Origin of the sequence: Desulfovibrio porci, from assembly GCF_009696265.1 — a bacterium.
In the GTDB taxonomy this organism is placed as follows: Bacteria; Desulfobacterota; Desulfovibrionia; order Desulfovibrionales; family Desulfovibrionaceae; genus Desulfovibrio; species Desulfovibrio porci.
The window spans coordinates 407721-420922 of the sequence record NZ_VUMH01000002.1; the positions used below are offsets into that span (position 1 = coordinate 407721).

Below are 13202 nucleotides of genomic sequence, written 5' to 3' on the forward strand. Positions count from 1 at the left end.
ACGCCAATTCAGGGCCGACTCCAATAGGCTGCCCGGGTATGTTGCATTTTCCCCGGCGGCGGGGAGTATAAAATGGGCGAAGATGTCCCGGACATGCCGCAAGGCCGGTTTCTGCTTTGCGCTTTGCTGCCTGAAAAAGTCAGCTTTTCGCGGTCGGCGGTGTAATGAGGGCTGAGCCTAGACAAATTCTAGAGATGAAAGATAGCAGCACTGCCGCCTGGGCACAAGAAAAAGTGTGCGGCGGCATGAGGGCGGCGGGAGGTGGAGAAAAGCACTCCCTCTTGCCGGGCGGGCCTTGTCACGCGGCGCGCTTGCGGATAGGCTGCGCGGCATGTCTGAACCTGTTTTTACATTACAACACACGGACGGCGCGGCCCGCGCCGGGCTGCTGCGCACGGCCCACGGCGTCATCCCCACGCCCATCTTCATGCCCGTGGGCACGGTGGGCTCGGTCAAGGCCATTGCTCCGGACGATCTGGCGGCCATCGGCGCGCCCATTATTCTGGGCAATACCTACCACCTGTACCTGCGGCCCGGCGACGAACTGGTGGCCCGCCACGGCGGCCTGCACGGCTTCGCCTCCTGGCCGGGGGCCGTGCTCACGGACAGCGGCGGCTTTCAGGTCTTCAGCCTGAGTTCGTTACGCAAAATCCGCGAGGAAGGGGTGGAGTTCCGTTCGCATCTGGACGGCTCGCGTCATTTGTTCACTCCGGAAAAGGTCATTGCCATCCAGCGCAATCTTAATTCCGACATCATGATGGTGCTGGACGAATGCGTGCCTTACGGCGCGGACTACGCCTATACGGAGCGCTCCCTGGCCCTGACCACACGCTGGGCCGCGCGGGCGCGCGCCGCCTGGCCGTCGGGCGCGGGGCACAATCTGCTTTTCGGCATCACCCAGGGCGGCTTTTTCAAGGATCTGCGCCGCCGTTCGGTGGAAGAGATCTGCGCCCTGGATTGTGACGGTTTCGCCATCGGCGGTCTGTCCGTGGGCGAGGGCAAGGCCGAAATGTACGATCTGCTCTACCACACGGCCCCGTTGCTGCCGACGGACAAGCCGCGCTACCTGATGGGCGTGGGCACGCCCCTGGACATCGCCCACGGCATCCATGCGGGCGTGGACATGTTCGACTGCGTGCTGCCCACGCGCAACGCCCGCAACGGCACGCTCTACACATCGCTGGGCAAGGTGAACATCAAGCGGAAGGAATACGCCGAGGACGACAGCCCCCTGGACCCGGACTGCGACTGCTACACCTGCCGGACCTTTTCACGGGCCTATCTGCGCCACCTCTATGTGAGCAAGGAACTGCTCTCTTTCCGGCTCAATTCCCTGCACAACCTGACCTATTTTCTGCGCCTGGCGCGCGAGGCCCGGCGGGCTGTGCTGGAAAACCGCTATGCGGCTTTTCTGGCCCATGTGGAATCCCTGTACCCCGAGGAGGCGGCCCTGGCCGCCGGGGTGTGAGTCCTTCCGTCGGACACGAAAAAAGCCGCCTTCGGGCGGCTTTTTTCATTGTGGAAATTCCGGCGTCGTCAGACGTTCTGGGCCGTCATGCCGGCGGCCTCGCGGCGTTCGCGGCGGCGCACCAGGAAAAAGACCAGGAAGGAACCGGCCAGCTTGGAAAGGCTCATGATACCGATGGACCAGGGCGTGGCCAGGCCGATGAGCAGCAGAAAGACCAGGCTGTCCAAGGGCGCGCCCAGCAGGCTGGAGATCAGAATGCGTTGGGAAAAGGGCTTGCGCGTAAAGGTGAACAGCGCCCAGTCGCCCAGTTCGCCCACGGCGAAGGCCGCCGCGCTGGCCACGGCCAGCTGGGGCGAGGCCATATACCAGCTCACCACGCAACCCGCCAGCATGGCCCAGAGAATATGATGGCCCACGCGGCGCTGGGCGAAGTCGCGGACCACAAAAACAAAGCCCACGATGAGAGAAACCGGCGGCCAGAGGTCGCCGTTGGGCAGTTCGACGAGCGGCGTCACGGCGAATGCGTAATTGACGCCCACGATCAGAGCTATGTAAGTGAACAGCGAAAACATGCCGCGCAGATTATGCGTTGGACCGCGCGCCGTCAAGAGCGTACGGCGCGTGTGGACAAGAGCGGACGTACCTGCTAGGAAATATAAATCAGACAGTATTTCCGCCGCAGGGGCGGTTGTTCTTCTTCGTAACCGCGCCGCCGTCGAGCGCGGCGGGAAACGGGTTCCGGGATAACCGCGCCGTAGCGGCAAAGGCCACTGCCTTGAAAAAATTCAACGCGGTCTTGGGAAAATACGGCTGGTCCGCGGGTTTTGTCGTGTTTCTGGCCGCATGTCTGGCGCTTTTCTTTTCCTCTCCGCCGCGCTTCGGCAACATGCCGCGGATGACCTTCACGCCCGGCAATATCTATGAAAAAACGCTGGTGGTCGCCATGGATTACGACTACCAGCCCTATTCCTTTTTTGACGGCAACGGGAAACCTGCGGGCTTTGATGTGGAGCTGATCTACGCTCTGGCCGACAAAATGGGCGTGAATGCGGACGTGCGGCTGATGCCCTGGAACGACGCCCGCAACGCCGTTCTCAGCGGCCGGGCCGATCTGCTCACCGGCCTGGAGCGTGTGCCGGAAAACATGCCGGCCTTTGAACTGTCCGTTCCCTTGCACAACGATCCCTTCATCGCCTTCGGCACAGCGCCGCTGGACGGCATGAGCGGCCTGCACGGCAAGCGTATCGCGGTGCTGCGGGGCAGCGCCAGTTACGACACTATCCTCAAACCCTATGGTTTCGCGCGGGGAATCACGCTGTACGATTCGTACCACGATGTTTTCGCTTCGGTGATCCGGGGTGAAAACGACTATGCCGTTTCCCGGTATTCCGTGGGCCGCAGGGAACTGGTTCAACTGGGCGCGGAACATATCCAGGCGGCGGTGGTTCTGCCCAACAATTACCTCTGCATCGGCGTCAGGGGCGGCAACCGCGCGCTTCTGGAGCGGGTGGACGCCGCCCTCGTGGAACTGGCCGTGAACGGCACCAAGGAGGCTCTGGTCGAAAAGTGGCTGGAGCGCTACGTGGACGTCATCAGCTGGGCCGACTTTCTGAAAGCCTACAAAGTCTCCATTATGGGCGCGAGCTGCGGGCTGGCGCTGCTGATCGGTTTTTTCATCGCGTACAGCCGGAGCCGTAACGCCCGGCTCCGGCAGAAAGACATGGAGCGGATTCTGGAATACCAGCGCCTGATTACCGAGGCCACCAAGGGCCTGTACGAAAACATCTATGAGCTGGACATCACCCGCAACCGGGCGGCCAGCGAGGAAACCAGGCATTATTTCGAGCGCCTGGGCATTCCCGGCGACACGCCCGTGGACGAGGCCCTGCGGCATATCGCGGCCACGCAGATCAGGACGGAAGACCGCCAGGGCTATCTGGACGCCTTTTCTCCGGAAAAAGTCCTGGAAGCCTATCAGAAGGGCGTGCGGAGCCTGAGCTACGACTTCATGATCTCCGGGGACGGCAAGAGCTATTACTGGCTGCGGATCATGGCCCGCATCTTTGTTCTGCCCCAGGACCGGTCCGTGCGGCTGATCGTCTACCGCCAGAATATCGACGCGGAAAAGCGGCACTGGAAAATGTACCAGTACCAGCGGATGGTCATGGAGGCCGCCAAGGGCCTGTATGAAGACATCTACGAGATGGACATGACCCACAATTGCGCGGGCAATGAGGAAACCCGCGCCTATTTTGAAACTCTCGGCCTGCCCGGCGACGCCGCCTATGACCGTTTTCTGCGTTGTGTGGCCGAAAAGCAGATCAAGGACGAATACCGGCAGCGCTATCTCGACGCCTTTTTGCCGGACAGGGTGCTTCAGGCCTATGCCCGTGGCACGGACAGCCTGGTCTGCGAGGTCATGCTTTCCACAGACGGCGTGCGTTACTACTGGCTGCGCATCACGGCCCGCGTGTTTTTCTGGGCCGAGGACAATTCCGTGCGGATTTTCTCCTTCCGCCAGAATATCGACGCGGAGAAAAGCCGGGAAAGCCTGCTTTCCGCGCAGGCCCGGCTGGACCCGCTGACCGGTTTATACAACAAAACGGTCACCGAAAACCTCATCGGCGAAGCCCTGACCTCCGGAGCGGCCGGAGACTGCCGCTACGCTTTCTTTATTCTGGACGTCGACAACTTCAAGCTGGTCAACGACGATTTCGGGCATGCCGTGGGCGACATGGTGCTGCGCGAGTTCTCCGCTGAACTGAAAAGGCAGTTCAGGGAAAAAGATATTGTGGGCCGCATCGGCGGCGACGAATTTGCGGCCTTTCTGCTCGCGCCCGACAGGGACTGGGTGGAGAAAAAAGCGCGCGCCCTGAGTTCGGCCCTGCGCAAAAGCTTCAGGTCCGATGCCGGGGATTTCAGCATTTCCGCCAGCATCGGCATCGCCCTGGCCCCGGAGGACGGCACGGACTTCGCCGCCCTGTACAAAAACGCCGACGCCGCCCTGTACCAGACCAAAAAGAGGGGCAAGAACGGCTTCACCGTCCATGCCGGAGCCTGAGAAGCGGCCCCCGGCCTTGACCCGGGCCGTGGGATATGGGAGAGGAAACGCATATGGGGCGTCCCGGCGGGCCAGTCCGCGCCGCGGTCGCCTCATGTCATGCCGGTCGGGCAACGCGTCGGCGCGACGGCTTTTTTCAGACAGATAGTAACGGCGGCCCCGCGCGGCCCGTGCCGGTCGCCGGGGAGAACATATGACGGATCAGACCTACCATTGCGGCTGGGTGGCGCTCATGGGCCCGCCCAATGCCGGAAAATCCACCCTGCTGAACGCCCTGCTGGGCCAGAAAGTGACCATCGTCACGCCCAAGCCGCAGACCACGCGCAACCAGATCGTGGGCATCCTCACCGACGAGGAGGCCCAGGTCATCTTCATGGACACGCCGGGCCTGACCCAGGTGCGCGGCCGCCTGAGCAAGACCATGATCCAGGCGGTCTGGCAGAGCCTCGGCCAGGCCGACGTGATCATGCCCATTCTGGACTCCCACCTCTACATCCGGCATCCGGAATTTCTGGACCGTGATCTGGCTCCGGTGGCCGAAGCCCTGGCCAGCGACGAGCGCCCCATGATCGTCGTGGTCAACAAGGTGGACCTGTTCAGCGACAAAAGCCGCATGTTGCCCCTGCTCACCCGGCTGCATGAAATGTGGCCCAGGGCCGACATTTTTCCGGCCTCGGCCCTGCGCAGGGACGGCCTGCCGGAGCTGAAGGCCCTGATCCGTTCCAAGCTGCCCGAGGGCCCGGCGCACTTTCCGGAAGACCAGATTTCCACGGCCTCCCTGCGCTTCATGGCCGCCGAGATCATCCGTGAAAAACTCTTTCTGCATCTGCGCCAGGAAGTGCCCTATGCCGTGGCCGTGGACGTGGAAAGCTGGGAAGAGGACGAATCACGCGGGCAGACCGTGATCCATGCCGTGATTTACGTGGCCCGGCCCATGCACAAGGCCATGGTCATCGGGCGGGCGGGGGCCTCCATCAAGCAGATCGGCAGCGAGGCCCGCATGGACATTCAGGAACTGGTGGGCGGCAAGGTGCATCTGGAACTCTGGGTCAAGGTGCGGGAGCACTGGACGGAAGATCCGGGCTTTCTGCGCGACCTGGGCCTTATGGCGGAGTAGCAGAGATGACGACGGAAGAAGCCCTGCGGGAGCGTTATGCCCGCGTTCTGGAGCGGCTGGATGCGGCCTGCGCGGCAGCGGGCCGCAAGCGGGAAGACGTGACCCTGATCGCGGTGTCCAAGCTGCATCCGGCCGTTGATGTGGCCGAGGTGGCCCGCGCCGGGCAGCTGGATTTTGGTGAGAACTACGTGCAGGAGGCCTTACAGAAACGCGAGGACCTGGCGGGCGAATCCGCCTGCCGGAATCTGCGCTGGCATATGATCGGCCATGTCCAGAGCCGCAAGGCCGCCCAGGTGGCCGGGGCCTTCGCTCTGATCCACACCCTGGATTCGCACAAGCTGGCCGACGGCCTGGAGCGGCGTCTGGCCGTGCTGGAAGCCCGGCAGCCGGTGCTCATGGAAGTCAACGTGGCCGCCGAGCCGCAAAAATCCGGTCTTATGGCTGAAGATCTGCCCTCTTTAGCCGATCATATACTGGAGAAGTGCCCGCATCTGGAACTGCGTGGCCTGATGTGTCTGCCGCCGGTTTTTGACGCGGGCGAGGCGGCGCGGCCCCATTTCGCGCGTCTGTCCGCTCTGCGCGAGGAATTGCGCGACCGTCTGGGCCTGCCCCTGCCGGAGCTTTCCATGGGCATGAGCGGGGATTTCGCGGCGGCTGTGGCCGAAGGGGCCACCATGGTGCGTATCGGCACGGATATTTTCGGGCCGCGTCCGCCCAAGGTCTGAGGCCTTGGCATAAAGACTGCATATTTTCAGATCGGCCCGGCCGTGAGTAGCGGGGCCGGCCTTCAATCTCTCGGAGTTCGAGCGTATGGCAGCCAAGGATACCAGGGAAGCCACGGCATTGCCGGAAGGGCAGGCCGAAAAACCCAAAAAGAAATCCAGGATCAAGCGCCTCGTCATTCTTTTGGCGATCCTGCTGATGACTCTCAGCGGCGCGGGCCTCGGCGCGTACTGGTGGCTGTTTTTGCGCACGCCGGGCAGCGCGTCCCACGCGTCTGCTCCGGCCAAAAATGAAGCCCCCGCGCCTGCCGCGCCCAGTGCGCCCGGCGCGCCCGCCAACGCGAGCGCGGGCCAGCCCGCGGTTCCGGCGGCTCCGGTTTCCGGCGCGGGTGGGAACGCGCCCGGCGCGGCGCGCATCGAACGCCAGAGCGACCTGCCCCGCAGCGCCGGTCAGGTTCTGCCGTTGCCGCCCATCACGGTCAATCTGTCGGACCCCGGCGGGCGGCGCTATCTCAAGCTGGGCATGGAAGTGGAGGTCAACGCCGACGTTTCCGAAGAGCTCAAGGCCCAGAACGCGCGTATCCGTGACGCCGTCATCATGTTGCTGGCGGGCAAGAGCTATGCGGATATTTCCACGCCCGACGGCAAAGTGCTGCTCAAGGCCGAAGTGGCGGCGCGGCTCAATCAGATTCTGGGCGCGCAACGCGTGATCCGGGTCTATTTTACGGATTTTGTAGTGGAATAATCCCGCGCAAGGCGTGTCAACGTCAATAGTTCGGCGGGACCGGGGCGCGCGCTCCGGCAGCAGCGTTTTCAACGAGGTGCGTCATGTCGCAGGACGATCAGGAAGCCTTGGCCGCGCAGTGGGCGGCACAGCTTGAGGGAGAAGAAGACAGCCCGTCCGGCGGGGATGCCGGCGCGCCGGAGGCCGCCGCGGCTGACGCCGGGGCCGGCGGCGAGCATTCGCCCGTGGACGAAGAGGCCCTGGCCGCGCAATGGGCCGAGGCCCTGGCCGACGACGAGGAGGACAAAAGCGGGCCCTCCACATTCGGCGGAGCGGGCGCGGGCGGCTTCGGCCAGACCCCGACGGACGCCCATTTCAGGGACATGACTGAAATGTCCCGCCAGCCCAAGGACAACAAGCTCAAGCGTGAGCTGGACTTCATTCTGGATATTCCGCTGGACGTTTCGGCGGAGTTGGGCCGTACCCGCCTGCTCATTAATGAACTGCTTCAGCTGGGCCAGGGGTCGGTGGTGGAACTGAACAAACTGGCCGGCGAACCGCTGGAAGTCTATGTCAACGGCAAACTGGTGGCGCGCGGCGAGGCCGTGGTCATCAACGAGAAGTTCGGCGTGCGTCTGACCGACATCATCAGCCCCATTGAACGGGTGAAGCAGCTTGGCTAGCCGGTACGCCTCGGCCGCCGCGGCAGCGGACCCTGGCCTTTCGGGCCAGGCTGTACGCGGCCTGGTGGACGGCGCGGCGGCGGTTCCGCCTCCATCCGGGGGCGGCACGCCGGGGTTGGAAGACGCGGTCCGCCTCGCCGGGGAGCATGTGCTGCGCGGTCTGGAACAGGCCGGGCATATCATGGGCCAGGCCGTGGAACACGCGGTTGACCGGGGCGCGGACCTTGCCGCGCAGGCCGCCGCATCCGCTCCGGCCGGGCACGTCTCCACGCTCGGCCAGTCCTCTTTCAGCTGGGGCGGCTATATGCAGGCCGTGGGCATTCTTTTTCTGTTCCTGGCCCTGCTCTGGCTGGCGGTCTGGCTGGTGCGGCGTTACGGACGATTCAATTTTCTGCCGCGCCCGGGGGCCCTGCCGCGCGGCGCGCTGGTCATGGAGGCCCAGATGCCGCTGGGACCGCGCAAAGGACTTATGGTGGTACGCTTCTTGAATAGAAGGTTGCTGCTGGGGGTTACGGACCAGCAGATCACCCTTCTGACGGAGGAAGACGCCCATCATGAGCCGCATGACGCAGATTTTCACGAAATTATGGAGGAAGCCCGGCGCGGCGGGCCTGCTGGCGGCAAGCCTGCTGATCCTTCTGCCTGAGCTGGCGTTCGCGGCGCAGGATCTCAGCCTGCCCAGCATGTCGCTTACGCTGTCCGGCGGCGCGCCGGAACCGGCGAAGGTTTCGGTGCTGCTGGAGATCCTCTTTCTGCTCACCGTGCTCTCCGTGGCCCCGGCCATCATGCTCACGGTCACCAGCTTCACCCGCATCATCATTGTCTTCAGCTTCCTGCGTCAGGCCATGGGCGTGCAACAGCTGCCGCCCACCCAGATCCTCGCCAGCCTCGCCATTTTCATGACGGTGGTCATCATGCTGCCGGTGGGCAGGCAGATCAACGACCAGGCCCTGCAACCCTACCTCAGCGAGCAGATCGACTACAAAGTGGCTCTGGACCGGGCCCAGGCTCCGTTGCGGACGTTCATGTTCAAGCACACCCGCGAGAAGGACCTCTCGGTCTTCTATGCCATCACCCAGATGGAACTGCCCAAGAACAAGGAAGAAGTGCCCACCATGCTGCTGGCCGCGGCCTACGTGATCAGCGAACTGAAGACGGCCTTCACCATCGGCTTTCTGATCTACATTCCCTTTCTGGTGCTGGATATGGTCGTATCCAGCGTCCTGCTGGCCATGGGCATGATGATGCTGCCGCCCATGATGGTCTCCATGCCTTTCAAGCTGCTGCTTTTCGTCATGGTGGACGGCTGGAATCTGCTGGTGGGTTCGCTGGTCAACAGCTTTCTTCTGTAACTTCCGCCCCGAGGAGGGCCGCCATGTCTCCGGATTTCGTCATCGGTTTCGGCCGCCAGGCCATTGAACTCTGTCTGATGATGGCCCTGCCCATGCTGGGCGTGGGCCTGGGCGTGGGCGTGGTGGTCAGCGTGATCCAGGCGGCCACCCAGATTCAGGAGATGACCCTGACCTTCATCCCCAAGGTGGTCTGCATGTTCATCGCCCTGCTGCTGGCTCTGCCCTGGCTCATGGAGCGGATGATCACCTTTACCCGCGACGTTTTCATCAACATCCCCACCTACGTGCGCTGAGCGCCGGGCCGGACGGCGCTCTTCGCGCCCCGCAAAAACACGCTACCCGCGTGTGTCCAGAATCCGCCGCAAGACGTCAGCGTCCAGCCGGCTGACAGGCAACAGGGGCCGGGGGGCGGCGTCGTGCGGGGCGATGTCCTTCACAAACCAGGCCACGTCGTGCCACGCGCCGGCCTTGAAGCCCGCCTCGCTCTGGACACCCATGGTCCGGAATCCCAGCGAGGCGTGCAGGCGCTCGCTGGCGGCATTGGGCAGCGTGACCAGGGCGTAGGCGCTTCTGACGCCCTGCAGGGGCAGAATGTCCAGCAGCATGCGGTACAGCCGTGTGCCCCTGCCCCGCGACGCGGCGGCGTCAAGATAGACGGACAATTCCGCGTTCCATTGATAGGCTTCCCGTTCCGCCTGCCTGTGCGCATAGGCATAGCCGGATATCCCTCCATTCTCTTCGCAGACCAGATACGGATATGTCTCTGATATCCGCCCGATGCGTGCGGCGAACTCCGGCTCCGTGGGCAGGGCGTACTCAAAGGTGACGGGGCTGTGGATATACTGCGCGTATATTCGCAGCAGGGCCGCGCTGTCTTCAGGCCGTGCGAGTCTGATTCTCATGCTTCCTCCAGATGTTCCGGCGGCGTCTAGAGCGGATTAACGTCAAGAATGCACATTCGTAACGTTTGAAGACATCCGCTTCGGCGCTTAACAGCTCAAATAAATTACGCTTACGCCTTCATGGCGGGCGTCTGCTTTCCAACTGCCGGAGCAATTGTAAAGTTCAATTGCTCTACAACGCCGTTGCCGGACACTTTATTGCCGTTTGGTAAAAGTAAAATTATACTTATAAATAATGTCTAGATAAAATTTAAAAACAATATACACTTTATATTGAATAAAATAAAAAGGAGGACACTGTACAGTCCTCCTTTTTATTGTTTATAATCCTTCGCATTGGTCCAAAAAAAGACGCTTCAAGCTAATTTCTCCCCAGCTCTATAGTTCTTTGCATTTCTTCCGAACTACACTACAGGGCCGCGAGAATGCGCGGCGGCCAGGCCCAGCAGCACGGCCCCGGCCTGAGCCACATTCAGGGAATCAAAAGAGCGGGCCAGGGGAATGCGCAGCATATGCGCGCAACGCTTGGCCACGCCGGGGCGGAGGCCCTTGTCCTCATTGCCGAGCACCAGCACGGCGGGCAGGCGCATCCGGTCCGTAAAGGCGTCCAGGCTGTTGGGGCCTTCGGCCCCGCCCGCGCCGTAAATGGTCAGGCCAGCTTCGTCGGCGCTGTCCAGGGCGCGGGCCAGATTGGTCACCTGGGCCACGGGCAGATGTTCCAAGGCTCCGGCGGCGGCGCGCCGGGCGCCAGGTCCCAGATAGGCGCTGTTGTGCCGGGGCAGCAGCAGGCCCGCTCCGCCCAGGGCGTAGAGCGTGCGGCAGAGCGTGCCCACATTGCCGGGGTCCTGCACTTGGTCCAGGGCCAGCAGCAGCGGCAGGGGCGCGTCGGCCACGGCGGCCAGCAATTCTTCCAGCCCGCAAAAGCCGGTGACGGCCAGGCGGGCCACCACCCCCTGGTGGGCGACGGCGTCGCGCCCCTGACGCGCGCCGCGGCACAGGCGGTCAAGAGCCGCCGCTTCCACCAGGCTGAAGCGCACGCCGTTCCGGCGGCAGAGGTTCTGCACTTCGCGCGCTTCGGGGCCGCGCAGGCCCTTTTTGCAGAGGACGAGGTCCACCCGCTGGGGCTCGGAGGCAAGCAGCTCCAGCACGGGTTTCAGCCCCGGCAACAGCGGGGCGTCGTCGGAGTGATCATTCATGGGCGTCTCCGGCGGAACATGTTGATGGCCGCTGACGGGCGGTCAGAGTTGGAGTCGGACGCCGCGGACGCGGCGCGTTCCGGCCTGTGTACGCATCTTCCCGGCTGAAGGCAAGCCGGGCGGCAACGGGAGTGAATATATGGCAAACTGTAAACTGCGTTTTCGCGCGGCGGGAACCTGCTGGCTGCTGGCCGCGGCGCTCTGTCTGCTGTTGGCGGGCGGCTGCGCCACGCGCCAGGGAAAAGGGCCGGAGGTCTCCACCCCGTCCTTTGTGCTGCCGGACGACGAAAGCGCTTCGCCCCTGACCCGGACCGAACTGGCGGCCCTCAAATCCACCGGGCAGATCGACAAGAACGTGCCCGACGAAGCCATGCCGGACGTGGCCCGCCAATATAAATATTTTCTGCGCAAAGGCCGCAATACCATGAGCGTGTTTTCCAAGCGCTCGGAGCAATATCTGGCTTACGCCCGCAAAGTCTTCCGTTCGCGCGGCATGCCCGACGAACTGGCTTACCTTGCCATTGTGGAGAGCGGCTACAAAGCCGACGCCAAATCTCCGGCGGGCGCCGCCGGGGCCTGGCAGTTCATGCCTTACACCGGCATGAAGTACGGCCTGAACCAGGACTGGTGGATGGATGAGCGCCTGGACCCTTACAAGGCCACGGAAGCCGCCGCCGACTATCTTCAGAAGCTTTACGGCGACTTCGGCGACTGGCCCACGGCCATCGCGGCCTACAACGCCGGTGAAGGCAAGATGAGCCGCGCCAAACAGGGCACCGGCGGCCGCGATTTCTTCGAGGTCAAGGCCCGCAACCACAAGCTGGACGACAAGGCCCAACTGCGGGAAGAAACCAAACAGTACGTGCCCCGCTTCCTGGCCGTGGCCAAGATCATGCGCAATCTGCCCCAACTGGGCTTTGAGCCCATCCAGCCGGACAAGGCCCCCGGCGTGCTGCGCTTCACGGCCCGGCCCGGCACGGATCTGATGGCCTTTTCCAGCGCCTGCCGCCTGAGCTGGGAGGAGTTCCGCGCTTATAATCAGCACCACAAACGGCCCATCACCTCCACGGAGCGCACGACCTTCGTCTATGTGCCCGCGCGTTACGAGCGGGAGGCCACGGCCTTTCTGCGTTCGCCCCAGGCCAATGCCTATGCGGACTGGCGTCCGGCCAAGGTGGCCACCTCGGCGGACTCCTGGGACAAGATCAGCCGCCGCAGCAATGTGCCCGTGGCCCGGCTGAAAGCGGCCAACCCCGGCAATGACCGGTTGAGCGCCGGGGAGATGGTGCTGGTGCCGCGCTCGGTGAATATGTCGGCCACAGCCGTGGCCGCGCTTGATCCCAAAGAGTCCAGAACTGCCAGAGAGACGCGGCAGGGCAAAAAAGAGCGTCTGAAACCCGGCGACAGCCGCGCCCCGGCACGGGAAACGGCGGTGGCCGCCGGCGGCAGTCACAAGCTCCAGCCCGACGAAACCCTCTATGCCGTGGCCCGCAAATACAATGTGAGCCTCAAGGATTTGCAGGACTGCAATCAGATCGACAATCCCAACAAGGTGCGCGCAGGCTGCATCCTGCGCATTCCGGGCGCGGCGGTGGCCGCCGCGCCGTCCGCCGGAGGCTCCAGCGGCCGCGTGGGCAAGGCCGGGCGCAAAGCCACCTATACGGTGCAGGCCAAAGACAGCCTCTGGAATATCGCGCGCAAACACAATGTCAGCGTGGACGATCTCAAGCGCTGGAATAATGTGGATGAGAAAAGCCTGCGTGCAGGGGCGACCCTGGTGGTGAACCTGGATTAGGGCTCCGGCCCGCCAGCCAGCGCCATTCGTAGCTTTTGGGCGGATGTGACAACGAAGTGAGGAAAATTTTACAAAAAGGCGTTGACAGGGAGAGGGCGTCTGGATATCTTCCACTTCCCGCGACTGAACAACAACTTTTGACCGCAGCGAAAAAAATGTTCGCGAAACGAAAAAAAGTCGTT

At 63.2% G+C, this 13202-nt stretch carries 13 protein-coding genes; 10 read left to right on the forward strand and 3 right to left on the reverse strand.

Features of this window, described 5'->3' with window-relative positions:
* The first annotated feature begins 331 nt into the window (after positions 1–331).
* A complete protein-coding gene (tgt, locus tag FYJ44_RS03750; protein WP_154509269.1) occupies positions 332–1468 on the forward strand; it encodes a tRNA guanosine(34) transglycosylase Tgt in 1137 nt (378 codons plus the stop codon).
* A gap of 68 nt (positions 1469–1536) precedes the next feature.
* On the opposite strand, the gene FYJ44_RS03755 is transcribed toward tgt, so the two are convergent.
* Positions 1537–2040 carry a VUT family protein gene (locus FYJ44_RS03755; protein WP_154509271.1) on the reverse strand — a complete coding sequence of 168 codons (504 nt, stop codon included), beginning with the start codon at positions 2038–2040 and terminating at the stop codon, positions 1537–1539.
* 203 nt (positions 2041–2243) lie between these two features.
* On the opposite strand from FYJ44_RS03755, the gene FYJ44_RS03760 reads away from it, so the two are divergent.
* The 8 genes from FYJ44_RS03760 to fliQ all read left to right on the forward strand — a co-directional run bounded on the left by FYJ44_RS03760 (position 2244) and on the right by fliQ (position 9420).
* Entirely contained in the window at positions 2244–4529 is a 2286-nt protein-coding gene (locus FYJ44_RS03760; RefSeq protein WP_154509273.1) for a diguanylate cyclase, read from the forward strand.
* A gap of 193 nt (positions 4530–4722) precedes the next feature.
* Positions 4723–5646 carry a GTPase Era gene (gene era / locus FYJ44_RS03765; RefSeq protein ID WP_154509275.1) on the forward strand — a complete coding sequence of 308 codons (924 nt, stop codon included), beginning with the start codon at positions 4723–4725 and terminating at the stop codon, positions 5644–5646.
* Positions 5647–5651: 5 nt separating this feature from the next.
* Complete coding sequence (locus tag FYJ44_RS03770) at positions 5652–6371, forward strand: YggS family pyridoxal phosphate-dependent enzyme (protein WP_154509277.1); 720 nt, start codon at positions 5652–5654, stop codon at positions 6369–6371.
* 85 nt (positions 6372–6456) lie between these two features.
* Positions 6457–7113, forward strand: coding sequence for a flagellar basal body-associated FliL family protein (locus tag FYJ44_RS03775; RefSeq protein WP_154509279.1), 657 nt, complete (start codon positions 6457–6459; stop codon positions 7111–7113).
* 83 nt (positions 7114–7196) lie between these two features.
* Positions 7197–7775, forward strand: coding sequence for a flagellar motor switch protein FliN (gene fliN / locus FYJ44_RS03780; protein ID WP_154509281.1), 579 nt, complete (start codon positions 7197–7199; stop codon positions 7773–7775).
* Positions 7768–8421 (forward strand): flagellar biosynthetic protein FliO, encoded by a 654-nt coding sequence (fliO, locus tag FYJ44_RS03785; protein ID WP_154509283.1) that lies wholly within the window; start codon positions 7768–7770, stop codon positions 8419–8421. Before fliN ends, fliO begins: the two co-directional genes overlap by 8 nt.
* Entirely contained in the window at positions 8330–9127 is a 798-nt protein-coding gene (gene fliP, locus FYJ44_RS03790) for a flagellar type III secretion system pore protein FliP (RefSeq protein ID WP_288230219.1), read from the forward strand. The genes fliO and fliP overlap by 92 nt, the downstream gene beginning before the upstream one ends.
* Positions 9128–9150: 23 nt before the next feature.
* Positions 9151–9420, forward strand: coding sequence for a flagellar biosynthesis protein FliQ (gene fliQ, locus FYJ44_RS03795; protein WP_022655313.1), 270 nt, complete (start codon positions 9151–9153; stop codon positions 9418–9420).
* Between the two features lie 42 nt (positions 9421–9462).
* Here fliQ and FYJ44_RS03800 read toward each other — a convergent pair whose 3' ends face one another.
* Entirely contained in the window at positions 9463–10029 is a 567-nt protein-coding gene (locus tag FYJ44_RS03800) for a GNAT family N-acetyltransferase (protein WP_154509285.1), read from the reverse strand.
* 404 nt (positions 10030–10433) lie between these two features.
* Positions 10434–11225 carry a TrmH family RNA methyltransferase gene (locus FYJ44_RS03805; RefSeq protein ID WP_154509287.1) on the reverse strand — a complete coding sequence of 264 codons (792 nt, stop codon included), beginning with the start codon at positions 11223–11225 and terminating at the stop codon, positions 10434–10436.
* 139 nt (positions 11226–11364) lie between these two features.
* Between FYJ44_RS03805 and FYJ44_RS03810 the strand changes: the two genes are divergently transcribed.
* Entirely contained in the window at positions 11365–13020 is a 1656-nt protein-coding gene (locus FYJ44_RS03810; RefSeq protein ID WP_154509289.1) for a lytic transglycosylase domain-containing protein, read from the forward strand.
* Positions 13021–13202: the final 182 nt, after the last annotated feature.